This window comes from Vibrio sp. 11-4(1), assembly GCF_013048625.1.
GTDB classification, from domain to species: domain Bacteria; phylum Pseudomonadota; class Gammaproteobacteria; order Enterobacterales; family Vibrionaceae; genus Vibrio; species Vibrio diabolicus.
The window spans coordinates 1-22,117 of the sequence record NZ_VHSY01000011.1 but is presented as its reverse complement, the minus strand read 5'-3'; the positions used below and the strand labels follow the sequence as shown (position 1 = coordinate 22,117).

The 22,117-nt window shown below is 43.6% G+C and carries 27 protein-coding genes; 11 read left to right on the top strand and 16 right to left on the bottom strand.

All coding sequences use genetic code 11. The features are described from left to right. Nucleotide 1 precedes the first annotated feature (1 nt). Both pyrC and FKN16_RS19810 read right to left on the bottom strand, forming a co-directional pair. Nucleotides 2–1,030 carry a dihydroorotase gene (pyrC, locus tag FKN16_RS19815; protein WP_046873770.1) on the bottom strand — a complete coding sequence of 343 codons (1,029 nt, stop codon included), beginning with the start codon at nt 1,028–1,030 and terminating at the stop codon, nt 2–4. 155 nt (nt 1,031–1,185) lie between these two features. Beyond that, nucleotides 1,186–1,350, bottom strand: coding sequence for a YqaE/Pmp3 family membrane protein (locus tag FKN16_RS19810; protein WP_005375297.1), 165 nt, complete (start codon nt 1,348–1,350; stop codon nt 1,186–1,188). 268 nt (nt 1,351–1,618) lie between these two features. Between FKN16_RS19810 and FKN16_RS19805 the strand changes: the two genes are divergently transcribed. Then, the gene (locus FKN16_RS19805) at nt 1,619–3,436 is read left to right on the top strand and encodes a hybrid-cluster NAD(P)-dependent oxidoreductase (RefSeq protein WP_170903406.1); all 1,818 of its coding nucleotides are present in this window, start codon (nt 1,619–1,621) and stop codon (nt 3,434–3,436) included. A gap of 82 nt (nt 3,437–3,518) precedes the next feature. Here the strand turns inward: FKN16_RS19805 and nadE are convergent, their stop codons facing one another. Continuing rightward, nucleotides 3,519–4,349 (bottom strand): ammonia-dependent NAD(+) synthetase, encoded by an 831-nt coding sequence (gene nadE / locus FKN16_RS19800; RefSeq protein WP_006742205.1) that lies wholly within the window; start codon nt 4,347–4,349, stop codon nt 3,519–3,521. 177 nt (nt 4,350–4,526) lie between these two features. On the opposite strand from nadE, the gene FKN16_RS19795 reads away from it, so the two are divergent. Both FKN16_RS19795 and FKN16_RS19790 read left to right on the top strand, forming a co-directional pair. Continuing rightward, complete coding sequence (locus FKN16_RS19795) at nt 4,527–5,060, top strand: nicotinate-nicotinamide nucleotide adenylyltransferase (protein WP_048625315.1); 534 nt, start codon at nt 4,527–4,529, stop codon at nt 5,058–5,060. A 14-nt stretch (nt 5,061–5,074) separates the two neighbouring features. Beyond that, nucleotides 5,075–5,557 carry a hypothetical protein gene (locus tag FKN16_RS19790; protein WP_006742203.1) on the top strand — a complete coding sequence of 161 codons (483 nt, stop codon included), beginning with the start codon at nt 5,075–5,077 and terminating at the stop codon, nt 5,555–5,557. 127 nt (nt 5,558–5,684) lie between these two features. Here FKN16_RS19790 and FKN16_RS19785 read toward each other — a convergent pair whose 3' ends face one another. Beyond that, entirely contained in the window at nt 5,685–6,293 is a 609-nt protein-coding gene (locus tag FKN16_RS19785; protein WP_047008435.1) for a hypothetical protein, read from the bottom strand. 191 nt (nt 6,294–6,484) lie between these two features. Here FKN16_RS19785 and FKN16_RS19780 point away from each other — a divergent pair, with 191 nt between their 5' ends. Continuing rightward, nucleotides 6,485–7,594, top strand: coding sequence for a 1-acyl-sn-glycerol-3-phosphate acyltransferase (locus tag FKN16_RS19780; protein WP_006742201.1), 1,110 nt, complete (start codon nt 6,485–6,487; stop codon nt 7,592–7,594). Between the two features lie 74 nt (nt 7,595–7,668). Here FKN16_RS19780 and FKN16_RS19775 read toward each other — a convergent pair whose 3' ends face one another. After that, the gene (locus tag FKN16_RS19775) at nt 7,669–8,268 is read right to left on the bottom strand and encodes a hypothetical protein (protein ID WP_104972836.1); all 600 of its coding nucleotides are present in this window, start codon (nt 8,266–8,268) and stop codon (nt 7,669–7,671) included. Between the two features lie 317 nt (nt 8,269–8,585). Between FKN16_RS19775 and FKN16_RS19770 the strand changes: the two genes are divergently transcribed. Next, nucleotides 8,586–8,858: a YnjH family protein gene (locus FKN16_RS19770; protein WP_046873765.1), complete on the top strand. Its 273-nt coding sequence runs from the start codon at nt 8,586–8,588 to the stop codon at nt 8,856–8,858. A gap of 74 nt (nt 8,859–8,932) precedes the next feature. On the opposite strand, the gene FKN16_RS19765 is transcribed toward FKN16_RS19770, so the two are convergent. After that, nucleotides 8,933–9,232, bottom strand: a complete 300-nt coding sequence (locus FKN16_RS19765) for a YfcZ/YiiS family protein (protein ID WP_170903405.1) — start codon at nt 9,230–9,232, stop codon at nt 8,933–8,935. Between the two features lie 607 nt (nt 9,233–9,839). Here FKN16_RS19765 and FKN16_RS19760 point away from each other — a divergent pair. Continuing rightward, the gene (locus FKN16_RS19760) at nt 9,840–10,301 is read left to right on the top strand and encodes a TetR/AcrR family transcriptional regulator (protein WP_005392508.1); all 462 of its coding nucleotides are present in this window, start codon (nt 9,840–9,842) and stop codon (nt 10,299–10,301) included. Between the two features lie 191 nt (nt 10,302–10,492). Here FKN16_RS19760 and FKN16_RS19755 read toward each other — a convergent pair whose 3' ends face one another. From FKN16_RS19755 to FKN16_RS19730, 6 genes are read right to left on the bottom strand one after another with little or no spacing between them, the layout of a single operon-like run. Then, entirely contained in the window at nt 10,493–11,275 is a 783-nt protein-coding gene (locus FKN16_RS19755; protein ID WP_065645727.1) for a heme ABC transporter ATP-binding protein, read from the bottom strand. Beyond that, complete coding sequence (locus FKN16_RS19750) at nt 11,275–12,312, bottom strand: iron ABC transporter permease (protein WP_170903404.1); 1,038 nt, start codon at nt 12,310–12,312, stop codon at nt 11,275–11,277. Before FKN16_RS19750 ends, FKN16_RS19755 begins: the two co-directional genes overlap by 1 nt. A gap of 9 nt (nt 12,313–12,321) precedes the next feature. Beyond that, entirely contained in the window at nt 12,322–13,191 is an 870-nt protein-coding gene (locus tag FKN16_RS19745) for an ABC transporter substrate-binding protein (RefSeq protein ID WP_012842436.1), read from the bottom strand. A 28-nt stretch (nt 13,192–13,219) separates the two neighbouring features. Continuing rightward, complete coding sequence (locus FKN16_RS19740) at nt 13,220–13,633, bottom strand: biopolymer transporter ExbD (protein WP_048625312.1); 414 nt, start codon at nt 13,631–13,633, stop codon at nt 13,220–13,222. Further along, complete coding sequence (locus FKN16_RS19735) at nt 13,630–14,328, bottom strand: MotA/TolQ/ExbB proton channel family protein (RefSeq protein ID WP_170903403.1); 699 nt, start codon at nt 14,326–14,328, stop codon at nt 13,630–13,632. Before FKN16_RS19735 ends, FKN16_RS19740 begins: the two co-directional genes overlap by 4 nt. After that, a complete protein-coding gene (locus FKN16_RS19730) occupies nt 14,328–15,065 on the bottom strand; it encodes an energy transducer TonB (RefSeq protein WP_170903402.1) in 738 nt (245 codons plus the stop codon). Before FKN16_RS19730 ends, FKN16_RS19735 begins: the two co-directional genes overlap by 1 nt. A gap of 160 nt (nt 15,066–15,225) precedes the next feature. Between FKN16_RS19730 and hutW the strand changes: the two genes are divergently transcribed. The 4 genes from hutW (at nt 15,226) to FKN16_RS19710 (ending at nt 18,350) form a co-directional block, all read left to right on the top strand. Further along, entirely contained in the window at nt 15,226–16,596 is a 1,371-nt protein-coding gene (gene hutW, locus FKN16_RS19725; RefSeq protein WP_170903401.1) for a heme anaerobic degradation radical SAM methyltransferase ChuW/HutW, read from the top strand. A 29-nt stretch (nt 16,597–16,625) separates the two neighbouring features. Next, a complete protein-coding gene (hutX, locus tag FKN16_RS19720) occupies nt 16,626–17,129 on the top strand; it encodes a heme utilization cystosolic carrier protein HutX (RefSeq protein WP_047008487.1) in 504 nt (167 codons plus the stop codon). 56 nt (nt 17,130–17,185) lie between these two features. Beyond that, the gene (hutZ, locus tag FKN16_RS19715; protein WP_170903400.1) at nt 17,186–17,716 is read left to right on the top strand and encodes a heme utilization protein HutZ; all 531 of its coding nucleotides are present in this window, start codon (nt 17,186–17,188) and stop codon (nt 17,714–17,716) included. 97 nt (nt 17,717–17,813) lie between these two features. Then, entirely contained in the window at nt 17,814–18,350 is a 537-nt protein-coding gene (locus FKN16_RS19710; RefSeq protein WP_048625311.1) for an ATP--cob(I)alamin adenosyltransferase, read from the top strand. A 101-nt stretch (nt 18,351–18,451) separates the two neighbouring features. On the opposite strand, the gene FKN16_RS19705 is transcribed toward FKN16_RS19710, so the two are convergent. Continuing rightward, complete coding sequence (locus FKN16_RS19705; RefSeq protein WP_161443882.1) at nt 18,452–19,366, bottom strand: chemotaxis protein; 915 nt, start codon at nt 19,364–19,366, stop codon at nt 18,452–18,454. 214 nt (nt 19,367–19,580) lie between these two features. On the opposite strand from FKN16_RS19705, the gene ppiC reads away from it, so the two are divergent. Next, complete coding sequence (ppiC, locus tag FKN16_RS19700) at nt 19,581–19,922, top strand: peptidylprolyl isomerase PpiC (protein WP_074189873.1); 342 nt, start codon at nt 19,581–19,583, stop codon at nt 19,920–19,922. A gap of 124 nt (nt 19,923–20,046) precedes the next feature. Here the strand turns inward: ppiC and FKN16_RS19695 are convergent, their stop codons facing one another. The 3 genes from FKN16_RS19695 to rcnR form a co-directional block, all read right to left on the bottom strand. Further along, nucleotides 20,047–20,475 (bottom strand): hypothetical protein, encoded by a 429-nt coding sequence (locus tag FKN16_RS19695; RefSeq protein WP_005392520.1) that lies wholly within the window; start codon nt 20,473–20,475, stop codon nt 20,047–20,049. Next, complete coding sequence (locus FKN16_RS19690) at nt 20,472–21,398, bottom strand: zinc dependent phospholipase C family protein (RefSeq protein ID WP_170903399.1); 927 nt, start codon at nt 21,396–21,398, stop codon at nt 20,472–20,474. The genes FKN16_RS19695 and FKN16_RS19690 overlap by 4 nt, the downstream gene beginning before the upstream one ends. A 195-nt stretch (nt 21,399–21,593) precedes the next feature. Then, nucleotides 21,594–21,866 carry a Ni(II)/Co(II)-binding transcriptional repressor RcnR gene (gene rcnR / locus FKN16_RS19685; RefSeq protein WP_031780262.1) on the bottom strand — a complete coding sequence of 91 codons (273 nt, stop codon included), beginning with the start codon at nt 21,864–21,866 and terminating at the stop codon, nt 21,594–21,596. Nucleotides 21,867–22,117 lie beyond the last annotated feature (251 nt).

Genomic DNA, 22,117 nt, shown 5'->3' with positions numbered 1-22,117 from the left:
CTTACTTCACTTTCCATTCGATCTGTTCATTTGCTCGAATAGGCACAACGATATCATTGCCAAATGGCATCGTTTCCGGCACATCCCAAGCGGATTTTTCTAACGTTACCGTATCTGTGTTGCGCGCAATGCCGTAAAAATCAGGACCATTGAAGCTTGCAAACGCTTCCAAGTTTTCCAGCTTGCCTTCATTCTCGAATACTTCTGCATAAAGCTCTAGCGCTGCGTGTGCGGTGTAAGAACCAGCACAACCGCAAGCTGACTCTTTTGCCCCTTTCGCATGTGGCGCAGAGTCAGTACCTAGGAAGAACTTCTTGCTACCACTAGTTGCAGCTTCGATCAGCGCTTGCTGGTGGGTGCTGCGCTTAAGAATTGGCAAACAGTAGAAATGAGGCTTGATACCACCCACAAGCATATGGTTACGGTTGAAAAGAAGGTGGTGAGCAGTGATGGTAGCAGCTACGTTATCTGAGGCGTTATTAACGAAGTTTGCTGCGTCGGCAGTGGTGATGTGTTCTAGAACGATTTTAAGATTAGGGAAGTCATTGACGATAGGAGCGAGGACAGTATCAAGGAATTCTTTCTCTCGGTCGAAGATATCAACATCGTGATGTGTTACTTCGCCATGAACCAGAAGTAACATTCCGACTTCTTCCATCGCTTCGAGAACGTGGTAAATGTTCTTCGCATTGGTCACACCGGAATCTGAGTTTGTGGTAGCGCCTGCAGGATAAAGCTTGGCAGCAACAATGTTTCCGGTGGCTTTAGCCTTACGTATTTCATCTGGTGTGGTGTTGTCTGTGAGGTAAAGCGCCATCAAAGGTTCAAACTGTTCGCCATGTTGCTCTTTTAGAATTCGGTCACGGTAGGCTAGGGCGAGCTCAGTTGTAGTAACTGGTGGGACGGTATTTGGCATGATCAGCGCACGGCCATTGTAGCGGCTGATGTCGCGAACGGTGTCTTTAAGAACTTCCCCATCGCGTAAGTGAACGTGCCAGTCGTCAGGACGAGTGATTGTCAGTGTTGTCATTAATTGCTCCCACCATTGAAAAGTTGTCTGATTGGAGCCCAAGCGCCGTATTTGCTTTTGAGCAAACGCTTGCGCTTAGGCGACAGGATGATAGAGGAATTGCCCTCACATTTCATCCCATTTTTCACTTTTCTACAGAGTGAGAGTGTAAGTGGTTACTTCATTGTTAACCAAAGCGCGTGGATCGTACCTGGTAGAAAGAAGAAACACGTCAATATTAGGTTAATCAAAAAGTCTTTATTTAGACCTTTCTCCATAAACACCGCGACAGGCGGAAGAAAGATACATAACAAAATCAGAACCAGTTTTCTTGTATCCATAATTAAGCTCCAAATCGATAAATGGGAGTAGTGATAACTTGGGTGAATTATGTGTGTCGTATCACACTTTATCAAACGGTATTTGGTCAGAACGGTGTTAAAAAACGCGAATATTGAGTGTAGTAAATACTTGTCACTAAAACCAAATTTATAAGAATATGGTTTCGAGAAAGTTGCGATGGATGAAGAGGCAGTAGACTCTGCAACTTAATGTGATTTGGGTATACAATACTGCAACAAATAAAAAACACCCTGTAGGAAGAAGGCTATGTCGCAACCCATTTTGTCCCAAATTAATGTTTTTCCGGTTAAGTCAGTTGGCGGATTATCGCTGTCGTCAGTATGGGTTGAGAAGCAAGGATTGAGCTTCGATCGTCGTTTTATGATTGCGAAAGCTGATGGCGCTATGATTACCGCGAGAAAGTATCCGCAAATGGTAACCATTAAGTCCGCCTTATTATCCGATGGGGTTGTGTTTAGCAGTTTGGGGATGGAGCCGCTTAAAATCCGTTATCAAGACTTTAAAATGCAGGAAACGCCAGCAACAGTTTGGAAAGACACCTTTACTGCATATACCACCACAGATGATGCAGATGATTGGTTTAGTCGTGTATTGGGTCAACGTGTTGAGTTGTTGTTTAGTGGTGAGCAATCGAATCGTGTTCGCGAAAAGCTAGGACAAAACGTTAGCTTTGCCGATGGTTATCCGGTGTTAGTGATTAGCCAGGCTTCCCTTGATGAACTGAACCGAAGAAGCTCTGAGCAACACTCTATGGATCAGTTCCGTACTAACTTAGTGGTCTCTGATACCAAGCCGTTTGAAGAAGATTCATGGAAGCGCATACGAATCGGTGAGGTAGAGTTTGAGTCTCTCAAACCTTGCGAGCGCTGTATCCTGACTACGGTGAATACTCAAAGAGGCACGTTCCGAGAGAGCAAGGAGCCACTTAAAACCTTACAACAGTTCCGTGCAAATGATGTCGGTGGTGTGTTCTTCGGGCAAAATCTTGTCGCGCGAAATGAAGGCATTATTCGTCAAGGCGATAAAGTTGAAGTATTGGAGTACAAAGAACCGGAGTTTTACGCAGATAACTCGCCAGTGCGCATGACGTTAACATGTGTTGAGCGTGAAGAAATCGCCCAAGACTTTGTGACCTTATGGTTAGAACCAAACAAAGGTTCTTTGCCTAATTACTTGCCAGGACAACACCTGCCAATAGAGGTGAATATTGATGGGAAGAAAGTGGGTCGACGCTATACGCTATCATCCAGTCCGTCTCGTCCGGGTCGCTATGCTATTTCTGTTAAGCGTATTGCAGGTGGAAGAGTCTCTAATTCGCTCTTAGACAATTTACAAGTCGGTGATGTTTTAGAGGCAGAACAACCTGATGGCCAGTTCCACCTAAAAACTCATGAAGCGCAGCCTCTATTGTTACTCTCTGCAGGCAGTGGAGTAACACCAATGCTATCGATGGTGCGTTACTTAGCGGATCACAATCAGTTGGATAACGTGGTTTTCTACCATCAATGTCGTACCGAAAATGATATTCCTTGTCGCTCAGAGTTGGAGCAGTTAAAGCGTGAGCACCCAGGGCTAGAAGTAAAAGTCTGTTTAACGCAACCTGCCGTTGATTGGTTTGGGTTAAAAGGGCGTTTAAGTTTGTCACACATTAAGCAAATCAAAGATGTTGAACAGCGCCAAGTGTTTGTGTGTGGTCCTGATGGTTTTATGGAGAAAGCGAAAAATCTCCTACTAAGAAAAGGGCTGCCAGAAGAAAACTACCATCAAGAAGCGTTTGGCGTATCTTCAGTCACTTCAAGACTAGAGAAGAGCATAGCGATCGATTTTAATGGGACGAAAGTTGTAGGGAATAATCAGAAAACGTTGTTAGATCAGCTTGAAGACGCAGGGAAGGTTGTTAGCAATAGCTGTCGTGCTGGCTTATGCGGCGCGTGTAAGGTTCAGCTTACGTCGGGTCAAGTACATCATCCGGACGTGCCTGCGTTGACAGATGAGGAACGTGCGATGGGAACCGTATTGGCGTGTTGTGCTGTTCCAGAGACGGACGTGACGGTAACAAACTAAGCGAGAAGGCTCCCCGGTTCTCAATAAAAACGCTGCTAACTTTAGCAGCGTTTTGAGTTTAAAAGTGAACGGAAAATATCGCTTAGTCGTAAATCGTCGGGATTGGCTGACGTTTGTGCTGCGTTGCTTTGTAAATCGCTACCAGACGATCACTCACTTGCTGTGGAACGGGTTTGCCTTCTAAGAAGTCATCGATCTGTTCATAAGTTAAGTTCAGAGCATCTTCATCTGCTTTTTGCGGCTCTAGTTCTTCTAGATCTGCCGTTGGTACTTTCTTAACAAGTAGTTCTGGTGCGCCTAATGTTGCAGCCAACTCGCGGACTTGACGTTTGCTTAAACCAAATAGAGGGGCAAGGTCGCACGCGCCGTCACCAAACTTAGTGTAAAAACCGGTGATGTTCTCTGCTGAGTGGTCTGTTCCCAATACTAAGCCGCCAACGTAACCAGCGATTTCATATTGTGCAATCATACGAGCTCGCGCTTTTACGTTACCTTTTACGAAATCAATTTTGTCGGCTTCAGTCGGAAGCAGGCCCGTCCCTTGCAATGCGGTATCAGTCGCCGCATGCAAACCGTCAACACCATCTTTAATGTTCACAGACACAGAGTGTGTTGGCTTGATGAAAGAGAGTGCCAGTTGCGCTTCATCTTCATCTTTTTGCTCACCGTAAGGCAGACGTACTGCGATAAACTGATATTTGTCAGTACCAGATTCCGCATTCAATTGTTCTACTGCAAGCTGGGCAAGGCGACCTAACGTGGTTGAGTCAACACCGCCACTAATGCCAAGCACCAGTGACTTACAACCTGCTTCTTGTAGCTTACGCTTAATAAAAGCAATACGGCGTTCAATTTCAAAATGCGGATCAATTGAAGGGAGTACACGCATTTCATCACGGATGGATTGTTCCATTTAGGGTTCCTTTTCCTGCAAATATTTCAGACACCAAAGCCCGCTTGCTCAAATGGTGATAAACCATGCAATTGAGACTGATAAACACGACTTTAGGGTCAAAAGCTGTAAAGATTAGTAGTATCATACCGAAATCATCAGATTAGAAAACTCTCTTCAACCAGGTAATCACCGGATATGAAAAAAATCGCCATTTTTGGTAGTGCATTTAACCCACCTAGTTTAGGGCACAAAAGTGTTATTGAGTCATTGAGCCACTTTGACCTTGTGCTACTTGAACCTAGCATTGCACACGCTTGGGGCAAGAATATGCTCGATTACCCAACTCGGTGCAAAATGGTTGATGCATTCATCAAAGATATGGGACTTTCTAATGTTCGGCGTTCTGATGCAGAGCAAGCTTTGTACCAACCCGGACAAAGTGTGACAACCTATGCGTTGTTAGAAAAAATTCAAGAAATCTACCCAACAGCCGATATAACTTTTGTCATAGGTCCTGATAATTTCTTCAAATTTGCTAAATTTAGTAGAGCAGAAGAGATTATGGAACGTTGGACTGTTATGGCGTGCCCTGAAAAAGTAAAAGTCAGAAGCACGGATATACGTAACGCATTGGTTACGGGTGAAGACATAAACGCCTACACAACCCCGTCCGTCTGTGAATTGTTGCTTAACGAAGGGTTATACAAAGAAACATTATCTGGGAACTGAGAGGTCAGATTTTCATGGTCAGATTAGCCGTATTTAGTGCATGTGCGCTGCTTGTGGTCACACAAGCTCATTCTGCGTGTAACTATTTTTCTGATCGTTCTGTTGTGTTTGAAGATAACACCCTTCCTATCTGTGAAGAAATTTTAGATTCCATTGGCGTATTAAGTACGGATGCGTTGATTTGGTATGCTGCGGAAGCGAAATTCGAAGGGCCAACAGAAAACTATTGGGAAGAGTGGGCGATTAAGCCGGAAGACACACCACTCCTAACCCAAAATCTAGAAAAGAATTATTTTGGGCTTGGTTTTTGGATGCCGGAAGAGCTCCGAGACGAAGAGAGCAAAATGGACACAGAAGAGTGGCTCCGTAGTCATGGCCTGATGTTTAGCGTGGGTTTTGGTGATAAATCCGACGGACAGCCAAGAATGCGATTTGATTATCGTTGGCACGAATATTACGACGCTGACTGGATGATGCAGATTGAAGTTCCCTTCTAGTCACCTTGAGCGAACATAAAAAGGGCGTACATCATCCATGTACGCCCTTTTTATTTTTATCTGAGTCTCTATTTTCTGCGCGCGTTACTCTGCGTAATACTGAAAAGATGGCTCGTTAGAGTGCTACTTATAGCGCTTCTCCAAAGACCAAAAAGCAAAGTTGCTCATATTCTTCTGTGTTACCCGCAAAAAGCGTATCGACAATCTGCTCTTCTTTCTTTCCCGACAGCTTCATTTTTCTTGCTTCACGGAGTGTGAGTACCAAGCACAGCTCTTTAGAAATGTCCATGTCACAGCCAGGGGTCCACTGATTGATGGTTTTTGTCAACGTTGAGTGCGCTAGTTTAGGAGAGAGAGTCAATACTTCATGTCTTACTACCGTCAGTAGATCGGTTTGCAGATCTGAGCGCTCGGCTGTTGTTGCTAGTTTCTCGACGAGGGCTTTTAGCAGCGGTGAAGGTTTCACAAACCCTGCTTGTTGTGAGAAGTCATCATTTAAACGCACAGAAAAATCACAACGATATACACGAGAATTAGGTAAAAAGGTGAGGGAGCTCAAACATCCTTGAGGAATCCAAAAATATTGGCCTGGTTCAATGGCATACTCCTGCTTACCCAATTTAATGACGGCTAACCCTTCGACGACAGACAGCAGACTGTGCTTCAGTGCTTTTTTGCGCGCAGCTACTTCAAGAAAGGGGTATTTAGCGTCGTGAAATTCAATTGCGTAGTTCATTATGAGTACCAGTGTTTTTTGGCGCTAAGGGTAACGTTAAACCTATACGATTCCAACCAGCTGAGAGAATTTTTTAGCATGAGAAATTGTAGCTTAACTGGTATGACCATGTTAAAAGTATGGGTTGAAATGCTGCTTGTCAGCAAAACTATGCGTAAAATGTGCCAGCTTTTTTTGATATGTAATGAACAATGACTGCCAATACCGATCCTTATATTGAAATTCGTCCTTACAATGACGAAGAAATTCCAGCAGCGCTGGATCGTCTAATCCAAGATGATGAATTTATCACTGCTATTCTCGATCATCGCTTTGCTAATAAAGCAGCGTGGTTTAAAACGCTAATGAGCCCGATCCTGCGCATCTACCTGAAAGCTAAATGGAGCAAGCTTGATTCTGTAGAAGCGATTCAGATTGAAGTGAAGAAGTATCTGAAAGATACATTGAATAAGACAACGGATGGCGTCACTTTTTCTGGTTTGGATAAGCTGGATAAAAACACGTCGTACTTATTCGTTTCTAACCACCGTGATATTGCGATGGACCCTGCGCTAGTAAACTATGGCTTGTACCAAAGTGGGCACCGTACAGTTCGTATTGCGATTGGTGACAACCTGCTGAAGAAGCCATGTGCGACAGAATTGATGCGACTCAATAAAAGCTTCATCGTTAAGCGCTCTGCTAAGGCGCCTAGAGAAATGATGAAAGCATTAGGACAACTGTCGAGCTACATTAAACACTCGCTTGATACCGGTAATTCAATTTGGATTGCCCAAAAGGAAGGTCGAGCTAAAGATGGAAACGACTTTACTGATCCTGCGATTTTAAAAATGTTCCATGTTGAAGGCCGCAAGCAGAAGATCAGCTTTGGTGAATACACGCGTTCTTTGAAAATCGTTCCTGTCTCGATTGCCTATGAAAATGATCCATGTGACATTGCCAAAGCAAAAGAGCTGTACGAAAAAGCAGAAAATGGCCGTTATGAAAAAGGTGAATTTGAAGATATCGAAAGCATCATTCAGGGCATCATTGGTTATAAAGGCCGTGTGCATGTCGCGTTTGGTGATGTGATTGATCAAGAGTTTGAAACGCCAGAATCTCTTGCCGGTGAAATCGACCGCCAAATTCACAATAACTACAAGTTGTATCCAATCAACTTGTTAGCTGCTGGACGCGAAGATTCAAGCATCATCACAGAGGCGGTGAAGCGTCACCTCGCGGATAAATTGGAGCAGTTACCTGAAGGTGCAAGACCTTATTTGGTGGCGAGCTATGCCAACCCAGTGAACAATCAAGAGTAATATTCATCACTGAACTTGATGGATTATGAACGCCTTAAAGCCTCGGTTTTCCGGGGCTTTTTTTCGTCTACTTTTTAAGGAGCAACAGCCCCGCCAAGGGTTAAATTGCTAGGCCACTTGGTAATCTTGTTGCCACCTAAAAAGATATTCCCTTTCACCGTCATCGTGTCTGGAAATACTTGTAGCGCGGATCCTCCTATATAAAGGTTACCATCAACCACCAATCCTTCAGGAAGAGCAGAGATAGGAGTGCGAATAACACTTAAATCGCCTTTGACTCGAAGTTTAGCTGGGAGCGTTTTTAATGGTGTATCCGTCAAGTTCAGATAACCGCCGAGTTTGATGCCCCTAGGCCAGTTTTCGATCTTACTACCCAATAGATTCGCATAACCTTTTATCTTTGTACCTGAGCGAATGGTTTTGAGTGCGCTGTTGGTTGCTTCCAAACTGCCTCCAACATCAAGCCCCTTAGGCAGCTTTTTGATCGGGGTTTGCGAGATATTTAAGTTGCCTTTGACCACTAACCCAGAAGGTAATTGGGTGTAAGGTTTGTTTCGTAGATCAAGATTACCGTAATTATCGGTGTGACCAAACTTAGAGTAGTAATCTAGCTCATATGCGAAAGATGAGAAGCAGAGCAGCATCAAGGTAAGGAAAAGGGAAACAATACGCATAGCCAGAGACTTAGTTAAACATAGAGATCTTAAGTGCTCATCTTATACTTAAATAGACTCATTATGCATACTTTGTTAACAGTTTTTGATTTTTAGCCCAAGAACTTCAAATTAGGGCTTTATCTGAAAGCATACACGCTCTCACGATGCCGAGTTGCTTCAGTGTGCAAGTTAGGGAATGATTAAGTGATTGATTATATAGTTTATTTAAAAGTAAATGTGAGAAAAATATCAGTAGAGATATGAAGAATATGAGGTTCTGCCAAGAACTGAACAAGCGTCCTTGTTAGTATCATGAGCGTCTGAGGGAGATTTTCATGAAGTTAAAAAGAGTGTCTATTTTTGTCGCTGGTGTTGTAGCAGTACTACTATCTGGGGCCGCTTTTGCTAAATCATACAGTACGCCAGAAAGCAAAGCGCTGGTGGTCGCTGACGGCAAGGTAGGTCAGCGTATCTGTTACTACGATGATAAAGCCTACACCACCGGAGCCGTGATTAATGTTGAGGGTGTATTACTGATGTGTACAGCTGAGAACGATTTTGAAACGAATGGTTCGTTAAAGTGGGTGGTATTCAAAAAAGATAAATAAACGCCAAAAAACGGTCTGTTTAATATTAGGATAACGGAAAAATAAAAAAGCGAGCACAGAGCTCGCTTTTTCCATTAACGCGCGAGTGAGCGAGTTTTTAATTCAAAGATAAGCTTTTCAGCACTTACTTCAAATTTGAATCGAGCCGTCGCTTGGTTTGACTCTTCTGTTATTTCAGAAACATTGTATTCAACATCAGCACATACTGATTTAGCGAGCTCAATGTATTTTTGTAGTTCAGACTCTAGCTCTGTTTTTGTCTGTGCGAAAACCGTTACGTCGGCAACTTCGTCACCTTCTTTGATGATGAAGCCAATCTCGCCTGCGCAGCCGCAAGTTTCACATACTTGGTTTTTTTCTAATTCGACACTCATAACGAATCCTCTTGTAAATACTAAGGGTATTCTATCAGGTATTTGATCTGTATCTACAAAAATGACGAGTTTTGAATAAAAAAAGAACAGAATAGGCGCTTGTTAAGTAAGGGTTAAAGATTGGATTACTAAATCATCAAGAACGTTAATGTGATATATATCAACATTTAAAATCAATTAACGAACATAGTGACGAGATTTCGCTCAGCCCAGTTGAACTAATGGACAATTTATAAGACTATTTCTTGATTGATTATTTTTAATAATTATCATTCTTGGTCTTTGAGTAGTTTCGATGAATAATTGGCGCAAGGTTTTGATGAGACTAACTTTTCGCCTTATTTTGAGTAGCATGTATTGACAAAAACATAACTGCAAATTGCACATTACGCAGTGTAAAGACGTTATGATTTGGAACTTAACTTTATATTAAGTAGTCGCAGTACATATATCCAAATGGCCTTAATGCGCAGGTGTTAGCGGTTCAATTTTTAGGTTTCGCTTAACGAAGTGCCTTGGGCTACTTGGGTATAATGCTAAGAATGATTTCATTCTGGCCTCATTTAATAGTGAGTTAGATGGATTTACAAAGAGAAGAGCTTAAAATATGCCAAAGCGTAGTAAAGAAGATACCGAAATCACTATCCAAAAGATCATGGATGCCGTTGTTGATCAGCTACTAAGACTAGGTTACGACAAAATGTCGTACACGACTCTAAGTCAGCAGACAGGTATATCTCGTACCGGTATTAGCCATCACTTCCCTAAGAAAACGGACTTCACCGCCGCACTGGATGGCCGTATCTTTAAAATGTTTATTGAACACCTAGAGTTTGATAAAGGGCTAAGTGCATTTTCACAAAGTTGGATTAAAGCACTGGAAGATGCTGAGTTCCTCGCGATTTTACGACTGCTATTCCATCACATTGTCACGGCCGAAAATGCGCAAGAATTTGCTGCTAACGGAATTGACCGTTTATACAAAATGGTTGAAAGCCAGTTTGGCGCAGGTGGTGACAAAGAGCTCGAGTGGTTGATTGGTCGTTCATTGATCCAAATGAGTAAGTAATCGCAATTGAGAGCGATAGATGAACACTTGTTTGCTGCTTTGGTTGTAAAGCCAAGGCAGAACACAGTAATTTTCTCGCCGCTCTTTTGAGCCCAAGCTTCGATTAAATATCAAAGCAAAGGCCCGCAATATGATTATTGCGGGCCTTTGTCGTTTGGAAAGCAGAAGAGACGGCTCAGAAGAGATACACGCTAAGCGGCGGCGTGAACTTGAGGAAAGTCTAAAGTTGGATGTTTTGTCACGATGGAACGGTAGCCATAAACGTGCTCAATGCGCTCTGGCGTCAGTGCATTCCATGGTGTGTCATCACAAACCAGTTTTCCCTTATGCAAAAGTACAAGTCGGTCTGCGTACTGGGAGGCTAAATTCAAGTCATGCAACACGACAACGACTGCGGCGTTCTGTATTTTCGCGGCCTCACGAGCAATCTTTAACGTGTTGTGTTGGTGGGCGAGATCTAACGCAGAGGTTGGCTCATCAAGCATCAAGATTCGTTCCTCGCCAGATTGGTGTAGCTGTGTCATCACGCGTGCTAGATGTAATCGTTGCTTTTCGCCACCAGATAAAGATGGATAGAGGCTTTCTGCCAAATGCATTACATCGGTTTGTTTCATGTAATGTAAAGCTAACTTAGTGGTTTCTTTATTGGACAGCGATAGCGGAATCGCGCCTAATTCGACCACTTCTCTGGCTAAAAATGGGAAGGTCAACGTACTGTGCTGTGGGAGCATCGCAATGTGTTTTGCGCTTTTTTCAGGCTCCCAATCATGCTTTTGTTTACCGAAGTAGGCGATGTCATGATTTGAAGAGATTTCACCACACAGAAGCTTGAGCAAAGTACTTTTTCCCGCACCATTGGGGCCGAGTAGGGCGGTCACTTCACCAGCTCGGATATCAATATTGATGTCATCGAGAACAATGCGCTTGCCATATTTCATCGAAATGTTTTTACCCGATAAAACGATCTGGTTCATTACAAAATCTTCCCTTTCTGCTGGAACAATAAGTAGATGAAGAAGGGTGCACCGATCAAGGCGGTCACGATACCGACGGGTAATTCTGCTGGTGCCACGGCAATACGAGCAAACATATCAGCAGCGGTAAGAAGCAGCGCTCCCATGAGTGCAGAGATTGGCAGTAGCGTTCGATGGTCGGGGCCTGCTAGCATGCGTCCTAAGTGAGGAATCACGAGCCCGATAAAACCAATTGCACCACTAATACTCACCGTAATACCAACCCCCAATGCAGAGAGCAAAATAAGCTGTCGTTTGAGTTTTTGGACCGGAACTCCCAAGTGTCTTGCTTCTGATTCCCCTAGCAGAAGAGCATTCAGCGCCATCGATTTTTTCTGGAACCAGAATAATAGGACGACCAGCGTGACAGTGGATAGGCCTATCCCCGACCAATTTGCGCCAGCTAATGAGCCCATCGACCAAAGTGTTAGATCTCGTAGCATCTGATCATCAGCAATAAAGTTCATGTAACCGATCGCCGCTCCTGAAAGCGCGCTGATGGCAACACCAGCTAACAACATAATCGTAACTGAGGTACCAAATTTACTTGTGCCGAGCTTATAAACGAGAATGGTCGTCAACGCACCACCTAGGAAAGCAAAAAGAGGCAGCGCAGCTAAGTTCATTAGTTGCGGATAGTTTTGGCTAAACTCTGCAAATACAACAATAGCGAACGCACCGCCAAGTGCAGCACCAGCAGACACACCAATGATGCCGGGCTCGGCCAGCGGGTTACGGAATAAGCCCTGCATAACCACACCACAAATTGCCAAAATGGCGCCGATGAACATACACAAAATGGTGCGAGGTAATCGGATCTCGTTAATCACCAACTGAATGTGAGGAGCGAGATCAGAACTGCTTCCTGTTAGGCTACGCAAACTGTCAGTGAAACTAATGCTCATTGGACCTACTGTAATAGAGGCGATAGCAACAAATGCTAAAAAGCCGCTAAGTACGGATAACGTCGTTGAAAGGGAGATACGTCTTAACAACATGTCATGTCTCTATGGGTAAAGCAGCGCATTCAAACGTTCGGCTTCTACAAGGCTTTTAAGACCCAAACCACCAACAAGGGCGTGACCGTCAATCGTGATGATATTTTTATTCATTCCCGCAGGTGTTGCGGCGAGAAGTGGCATTGCTTTTAAAATCGCATCGGCACCGCCCAGCGTTTCATAGCTGCGACCGCTAACGAGAATAACGTCAGGCTGCATCTCTACCATGGCTTCTGTGGATAAAGGCTTGTAAGAAGACAGCTGGTCAGCAGCTGGGTTTAGTCCGCCTGCTAGCTGAATAATTGCATCGGGTGTGGTTTCTGATCCTGCAACGTTCGCAGGTCGACCTTCATGGATGAGTAGAAACAGTACTTTCTTTTTCTGAGCTTGAGCTGGTTGATTTGCATTGAGTGCTTGAACTTGCGCTTTCACATCTTGCTTTAAATCTTCCGCTTTAGCCTGGCGATTCATAAGGTTCGCAATTTGATCGATACGTTGGTAAAGGCCCTCAACGTTGGCATCGGTATTGACGATTTCTACATCTACCCCCGCCGCTTTTAATTGGTTCAATGCTGTTTTCGGTCCCATCTCATCAGAGCCAATGACTTTTGTCGGACGTAAGGCGAGCAACCCTTCTGCTGAAAGGCGGCGATGGTAGCCTACTTTAGGCAGTTCCATGCCTTTTGGTAACTGACTGGTTACGTCGATAGCAACCAAGCTATCTTTGGCGTCGAGTTCAAGCAACAGTTCAGTGACGGCACTGCCTGCACTAACAACACGCTCTGATGATGGTGTTTCATTGGCAAAAAGTTGGCTACTCGCAAGTAGGGAAATGGCTGCCGTAACAACAGCATGAATGGTGGCACGTGTGTTCTTCATTTTGAAAGGATCTCTATCTTACTTATTTTTATGATGGCTCTTCAGTGAGTAACTGAGTTGCCTGAATTCCGTTTTCTTGCAAAAAGCCGAGAAGTTGAACTAGCGACTGAATGTTCGCGGTTTTTTCTGCTCCAATAACAATCGGTTTATCGCTTGATTTACTCTCTTCTAGCAGCGCGAGGGTAAAGTTGTCCCAATCGATGTATGTCTTGCCGTTAATGGCCCAGTAAGGCTCGTCTTTGAGAATATTTACCGTGATGGATTGCTTATCGACATTTGCAACGGCCTGAGATTCTGTACTCGGTAAATTGACATCTAATGAATCGAGCTTGACCGCTGCAGTTAACATCAGGAAAACCATTACGATAAAAATGATGTCCAACAGCGGTGTTAAATCAGGAGTTAAGTCGTTACGAGTGTTGTCTTGTGGCGTTTTAATCATTGTGCTTCTGCCTCGACCTTTGCAGAAGAGCGCACTGCTAATGTTGAATTGTCTGGCGACACGTGTTGCAGAGAGATACCTTCAAGCCATAAGTTGACATAGTTTAATGTGTGTTCGAGTTTGGCGATCACACGATCCGCCCACAAACCAATGATTTGTGCTCCTGAAATCGCAGGAAGGGCGATAATAAGGCCTGCTGCAGTAGTGCGCATGGCCAAGCCTAGACCGTCTGCCAAATCATTCGGGGTGATATTCCCCGTTGAGACAGCGATGCCTTTGAACATATCAATTAAGCCAAGTACCGTACCAAGTAAACCAATCAAAGGGCTGATGACGCCAATCAACGTCAGTAAGCGAAGGCCAGAATGCAGCTGATGACGTTTTTCTTGCAGCCAAATGCCTGCGGCATCTTCTCTTAGAGACTTTGAGAAAGAGTGATGGGCAAGCAACATGGCAACGCCACGATAAAGGAGCGGTCGCTTATGCGACAATTCTTCTGCAAGCGTCTCAAGATCGTTTCCATTCGTTGGGTCTAACCCAATGAGTTTTTGGCGAATGGCTCGTTTCCCGACGCCAAGGCTAATCAAAACGTGGAATAACCGCTCGGTAATGATCATGACGGTGAGGGCTGAGCAAATGATCAAAGGCCATGTCATTAGGCCAAGTTGAGTTTGTAATTCTTGTAGTTGTTCCATTATCCATCCAACTTAAAACGAACAGGTACTTGTACTCGGTGAGCCACTTTTAGCCCGCCCGAAATATGTGGTGTAAATTGCCACTGTTTGATGGCACGAAGCGCTGAGGCGTCCAGCGATTCTGTGCCGGAAGACTCAATCAAAACCTGTTTAATTTGATTGCCATTTTCATCGAGCCATATTTCATATAAGGCTACGCCTTCGATACCGCGTCTTTGTGCAGATCTTGGGTAGCGAGGCTGAGTTGGTTGATTCACAAACGTTGGTTTGTCGACCAAAATAGGTTGAGACGTTGCCCCTTTGGATTGGCTCGCTGGCGCGGTTTGCTGAGCGACCATCTCTTTCTTCGCCGGTTCCGTTTTTTTCTTCGGTTTGGCTTCGGGCTGATTCTCTTGTTTTGTTACGGCTTTGGCTGGTTCCACCGTCTTAGGCTTAGATTGTTTAACCGGCTCTGTTTTTTTCTCCACTACCTTTTTCTTAACAGCATCTTTCTTGACGACCTGTTTCTTTACGATCTTCTTTTCTGGTTCAGGCTGCGGCTCTTTTGGTGGCGCCACATTTTCTGGTGTGGATGTTTCGACGGTAGGTGGTGGTGCCGATACAAGGTTTAAACTTACCGAACTTGCTGGATTTCCAGCAGGCATCGCGAACACTTTCGTTTCTTGAGAAACAAAAAGAAGTGCGGCATGGATGGCAAGGGAAGCACCTCCTGCAATGACATATCTTTGTACGTTCACGGAATATCTCGGGAAACTATGAAAACTTGAGCAGATTATTACTCACAACCGAAATAAGATCAATTATCAATTGCATTATCATTACGCTCAAATTATGATTCTTGCAGATTTTTAAAGACCAGCCTCTACCCCTTATATGGTGGGAGCTAAGCGAGTATATATGAGCGTCGATATCGATAAATTTGACGAATCAGTGTTGGGAAGCGATAGCCCTGACCCATTGCGATTTGCCTTTGTTAAGAAACATTCGGCACACGCTGGCGGAGCGAGCGTGCCTGTACCTCCACCTCAGCAGCAGGCGATTTTTTCAAGCGTTACCGCTAACTCGGTTAAATCGACCAATAAACGTTGTCTTTATATTCACGTTCCATTTTGTCGCGTACGTTGCACCTTTTGTAACTTCTTTCAAAATGCTGCGAGCCGCGCACTGGTTGATGAGTACTTTGACGCACTGATGCAGGAGCTCAAGGAGAAAGCTGCATTGCCTTGGACACAAAACGGTATTTTCCATGCTGTGTATATCGGTGGTGGAACGCCAACGGATCTGTCTCCAGCACAGGTTCGCGTGTTAGGTCAGGCGATTCATGAGCACTTTCCTTTGGCTGCGGATTGTGAAATCACCTTAGAAGGTCGCATCAACCGTTTTTCTGATGAGCTATACCAAGGCGCTCTCGACGGTGGATTTAATCGTTTCTCTTTTGGTGTACAAAGTTTTAATACACAAGTGCGTCGCAGCGCGAAACGGTTAGATGATAGAGAAGATGTGCTAAAGCGAGTTAGCGAGATTGCCAACGATGACAAAATTCCTGTCATTATCGATTTACTCTACGGCTTGCCTTATCAAACCAAAGAAGTGTTAGAGCAAGATTTAAATGATTTTCTCTCGACTGGCGCACACGGGTTGGACTTATATCAGTTGGTAGTCGGTGGTTCAGCACCCATGCTTAACCTTGTAGAAAAAGGAAAAATCCCCCCACCAGCTACCACGCCAGAAAAAGCAGGCATGTATGAGCTCGGTGTGAACTTTATGGCCAAACACCATATGAAGCAACTGAGTGTGAACCATTGGGCAATCGATAACCGTGAACGTAGTTTATACAACAGTTTAGCCAAGACATATGCAGAGGTACTGCCAATTGGCTGTGGCGCTGGAGGTAATATCGGTGGTTACGGAATGATGCAACATCGCACATTGGCGACCTATATTAAAGCCATCAAAGAAGGGCAAAGTACCATCGCTATGATGATGAAGCAAAGCCCTCTAGAGCCACTATTTGCTGCACTCAAATCCGGGTTTGATCGCGGTATCGTTCAGGCAAACCAACTGCCATCGTTTATGGGGGAGGACACGTTCGGATTTTTAATGCCCCTATTTAAAGTGTGGCAGCAAAAAGGTTTAGTGGAACTGCATGAACGCAGCCTACTTCTTACTCTTGCTGGTAGTTTCTGGGCTGTTTCATTGGCTCAAGGTTGTATTCAGGTACTTACGTCAGAGATGAACGAAACCGTACCGAAGGTATCCAATAATTAATGAAAAAATTGAAAAAAGACGGAAAACATATGGAATCAATCAAACAACAAGTTGAAGCATTACTAGAGCAAGAACCGCAATTATTGCCAGCAGCGATGGCAGAACGTCTCGGTATTTCTGAATTTGAGGTTGTTGCGGCTTTGCCGCAGGAAATGGTGGCCATCGCTCCAGGAGCGCAAGCACAAAGCATTCTAGAAGGTTTGGTTGGCTTCGGCCCAGTGACGACTATTGTTCACTCTTTTGGCTCTATTTTTGAAGTCAAAGCGCCATTCCCAAAGGGAAAAGTAGCGCGTGGCTATTACAATTTAATGGGCAGAGAAGGTGAGCTACACGGTCACTTGAAGCTAGATAATGTTAAAAATGTTGCATTGGTCAGCAAACCGTTTATGGGCAGAGAGAGTCACTATTTTGGCTTTTTCTCTGAGTGCGGAAGCAATATTTTCAAAGTTTATTTAGGCCGTAACGAAAAGCGCGAGCTACTTGAAGATCAAGTCACGGCATTCCGCGCCCTGCAAGCCGAATTGAAAAAGTAATCACAAACATAATCGAGGCTCAACTCGAATACTAATTAGTAAAGTCAGGTATCAATATGGATCAACAAGTTAAACAAGAGCGTTTGCAAGGTCGTTTAGGGCCAGAGATCAAAGAGTTTCGTCAGGAGCGTCGTACGCTTCAGCTTGCAACTGTCGATGCAGAAGGTCGCCCTAATGTAAGTTACGCGCCTTATGTCCAAAATCAGGAAGGCTACTTCGTACTCATTTCTAAAATCGCTCGTCATGCTCGTAACCTTTTAGAAAATCCTAACGTTTCTTTGATGATGATCGAAGATGAAGAATCTTCAAAGCAGTTGTTTGCTCGTAAGCGCTTAACTTTTGATGCGGTGGCAAATGTGGTTGAGCGAGACACGGAGATGTGGCACCAAGTTGTTGGACAAATGAAAGAACGTTTTGGTGAGATTATTGATGGTCTCAGCCAACTAGAGGATTTCGTGTTGTTTAACTTAAAGCCAGAATTGGGGCTATTTGTGAAAGGCTTTGGTCAGGCGTATCAAGTGTCTGGTGATGATTTAGTAGATTTTGTTCACCTTCAAGAAGGTCACAAGAAAATCGAAAGTGCTTGATTGTAAATCGGTCATGTAAATATCGAGCATTCGGAATAATGAACGCATAAGGGGAGTTAGGTTATACTGGCTCCCTTTTTTATATTGGAACAAAAGCATGAAGCCTGTGAGCAAGGAATTGAGCGAGATTTGCTATCCCTTTATTTACGAGGACAGTCCGGTTTGTGACTTTGAAATCACGGCAGATGAACTTTGTAGTCGTATTGGTTTAGTTCTTGCGATGGATCTGGACGAGTTTAGCCGCGATATACTGACAAGAATGCAGCCTAATGTTTATCACCTAAATGGTTCGGTTCGCGGAAAGCTAGCGATTACAGAAGCGGAAGTTGAAGAGCTAAAGGCAGATTATGAATTACTTAAGCAACGCATTGATGGTGGATTCAAAGGTTTCGTTCTACCTGGAGGGCACCCAGCATCCAGTCAATTGCATTTGTGCCGTTGCCAAGCTAAAAAAACGGTACGAGCATTAGTTGCGATCGAACATGCAGGTAAGAAACAACCTGCCCCTATTCTATTTCGTTACGCGAACTTATTGGCGAATGTACTTTATAGCTTGGCTTCTTATATTAATCACATCAATCAAGTCGAAGAGACAGAGTTTGTATCTCGTAGTTACTCGATGCCAAAGAAGTGACCTGAGAAACTAGCAGCTGCGAACATCAAAGCTTCTGCGCGAAAAAATGGCCGCAAAACACCCATATTCGACAATTTGCTTCTTGGCTGTTTAGTTAAGAGTTAAGAAGCCATAGCTTTGGCTTCTAGTTCTTTTGCACCGCGCAGCATGGCTTCAATCAGCTCACCAGCATTGAACTTCTCAAGCGCCTCGTGTGCGCCAACTTGGTGAGCTCTGTCTACACAGATTTCGCTCGATAACGACGTATGTAAAATGCGATATGAGTGATTAAGAGCGGAGTTATTTTGTACTTCGAATGCTAGCTCGTAGCCGTCAAGCCCTGGCATCTCAATATCACTGACCAAAATATCGATTGGTCGATGAGCCTCAGCCTCGCTTTTCATCAGCTCTAATGCGTCTAAACCATTTTTACAAATTTGGTATCCGATATTGATACTATCAAGAGCATCACACAGCTGTTTACGAGCGATGGAAGAGTCATCCACCAAAAGAATGCTTAATGCTTTTAGGCGCTCACGTTCAACATCTGTCAGCATCGGGATCTTTGAGTTTTCGTATTGCGGATAAATTTTGGAAAGCAGCAGTTCTACATCCAGCATCTGAACCGTTTTGTCTTCGTAGCGAGTAATACCCGTTACGAAAATATTTTTCCCAGCACTCGCTGGTGGGGTTTCAATGGCTTTCCAATCGCATTCAATGATCTTCTCAATACTACGAACCATAAAGGCGACCACGGTTCGCAAACAGTCTGTCACGATCAAGTAGCAATTCTTGTATTCTTCTTCACTGATAGGACGAAAACCGACAGCCGCTGACATGTCGATCACAGGCACCGTTAAGTTACGTATTGTAACGGTGCCAATGACGTGATGATGCGAGTAAGGGATCTTCGTGGTTGGCATATACGGAACGATTTCACGGACTTTTAGCGTGCCTATCGCGAAACTCTGTTGCAGGGTGAGTTTGAACATCAACATGCCCTGAGATTGATTCGCTTTACTAACGACTTTTGCCATGAAATAACCTTATAGATACCACCGAATTGTGTCTAATCTAATCTTATCAGACGAAGGCTTCAACCATCGGAGAGACAAATGTGAGCTTTTTAGACAATCTCTTAAAGAATAGTGATTAACTGAGCAAAACTTGGTTGTATTTTAATCTTGTTATGCCGAAAGTTTTATAGTCCCATGTATTTGAGCCTTGAAGCCGCCTAGGTATAAACAAGAAATGTTTGGCGTGTTAAAAGGGATTGGGTACACTTGTGCGACCAGAATAGTGAGAGATAGATCAATGGCAAATACAGCAGCCGCATTACATATTCTTGTGAAGCACAAAGAGCAAGCAGAAGACATTATCAAGCAACTGAAAAAAGGCGCAAAGTTTCAGACACTAGCGAAGAAGTATTCCACTTGCCCGTCAGGCAAGCGCGGTGGTGATCTTGGTGAGTTCCGCCGTGGTCAAATGGTACCTCAGTTCGACAAAGTGTGCTTTTCTGGCGAGGTTCTGACGCCACATCTAGTCAAAACCAAGTTCGGCTGGCATGTTGTAAAGGTGCTTTACAGAACGTAGTGATTTCTTACAGGTAAGCTTGAGCTTTTTAAATATTACCTGTTTCTGCATATTGTGAGTAATACATGACAGGCATAAGTTAAAGCCATGTATTACTCATAAATTTCCTCTATTTTCCCTACTGTTAATCAGTACAAAGAGCTGCCGCATCAAGTTTGATTTGGCATGAGTAGAGTTTTGGGGAGTCCCAATAGATCTTATCAAATTCTGAGTTGCAACCTGCATCTTCCATTAGTGCTGTATCCCCGTCACATATCAACATAACTGCATTATTACCTTGAAACTCTGAAAGAATTCGATAATTAGAAATGTTTCCATCGATAGCTAACAGTGAGAGTTTGGTGATTTGAGCTGGATTAGCTGATATCGCATTTTCGAATATTTCTTTCTTTGTTAGTCCTGCTGTGTCTCCAAACTTGAGCTCACCGTCAACAGCTTGGGCTACATCTTTTAAAATCGAGGCCATATCAAACATGACTTCTTCAGAATATTGAGATTTGTTAGCGCAAGAAGTCAATGAGAGAAGAAGGGTTATAACGATGATTAGCTTCATAGATTTCCCCAACCACTAAGCTGTCCGTTTTCATTTCGACCAGTGTCTAAATTCCAATTTTCAAAAAAGCCAGTGTCTTGGTTTTCATAAATGGAAGCTGCCAGCTTTTCCCAAAATATTTGGATTGTCTTAATCGCCTTATCAAAAATTTCATCGTAGTGCTTAATACCATCTGGCGTTTCTAAATCCTGAATATAAGTAGAATCAACTTCGTTTGGAAGTGGGTAAGTTAACCCTAGTTTAGAAGCCACATGCCTCGCCCAAGGAAATAAGCGATGCGACTCCTCTGCATTATCCACAACGGATTGAAATCCTTCGTGCCAGACGTTTACGTCAGGTTCGCATTCTTTAGCATATTCAGGGTAAGTAGCTGAAAGGGCACTAGACCAAATAGTACGAATAACTGGATCTATTAGGTTGTTGTTAATCTGGTCCACACAACTGCCGATGTTTTCTCTGACTCTATCTGCAAGGCCAATACTTCCGAGTTGCATCCTGGATGGCCAAATATAAGCATCTTGGTGCATTTCGCAAATTCTGTGGTGCTGGGCGTTTTCTGCGTAAGGGCCCACTTTTAATTCAACAACAGGATGAAGAGTAATATCGGTTGCTACATGTGCTACAAAGCCACATAACCATGAGAAGGCTTTTTCAAAGTGTTCGTTATCTTCGGCTTTTACCTGTTGAATAAGAGCATCAATTAGCTTACCAACGTGGTTGTAATGCATTTTATCTGCCCACTTATTTTGCGCAGAATTCATTAGAGCAAGGTAAGGATAGTCGGGGCTTACACAACCGAGCTCTAAATACCGTTTATTTTGAGCTAAAGCCTTTTTTGCTTCTTGAGGTATGTTTAACTTCATCAATGCATTATTAGCAGAAGCTTCATTTACCGCAGTGATATGTGCGAAAGCACCAGGCATAGTAACCTCCATGTACAGTTTAAATGCATGGAGTTTACTATGCAGGCAATATGTTCGCTGCGACTCGAGTCTTAGAAAATAAATGTTTATGTGTTGGATATCGAGCGAGGCATTTGCAAATTATCGCCTTAGGACGTGCGTTATCTATTTTAATGAAATTCGATAATGGCACTTCAAAAAATTCATGAAATCGTGTTATTTGATATAGGAGTCCAACACTTTTAGTACAACTTCCATATCAGCTTCACGCTTTTCTAATTCTTCCTCCAATACGACGTGCTCAAGTAAGTGACCTTTAATTACTTCTCGCATCAAACCATTTACTGCCCCCCGAATAGCGGCAATCTGCTGCAACACATCTTGGCATTCATGCTCTTCTTCCAGCATTTTTTTAAGTCCATTCACCTGACCCTGTATTTTACTGACTCGAGTGTTGAGCTTCTTTTGATCTCTGGTTGTATGCGACATGTCTTATCTTCTTTAAGTTACGGGTCGAGTTATTCTAACTGATAATGTAGCACTCAATTTATACTGGGGGGTAGTATTTAATACTGGGGGGGGGGGGGAGTATAGTTTGCGATAAATTAGAATCCTTAGTATCAAGTTTGAAGTGCGACACTTTTTACAGATGCGCATGAATATACTCCGTTGGTGTCCTATACCCAAGTCTTTTGCGTGGGCGCGTATTTAATTTGTGTGCAATTTCATTGCAGAGCTTC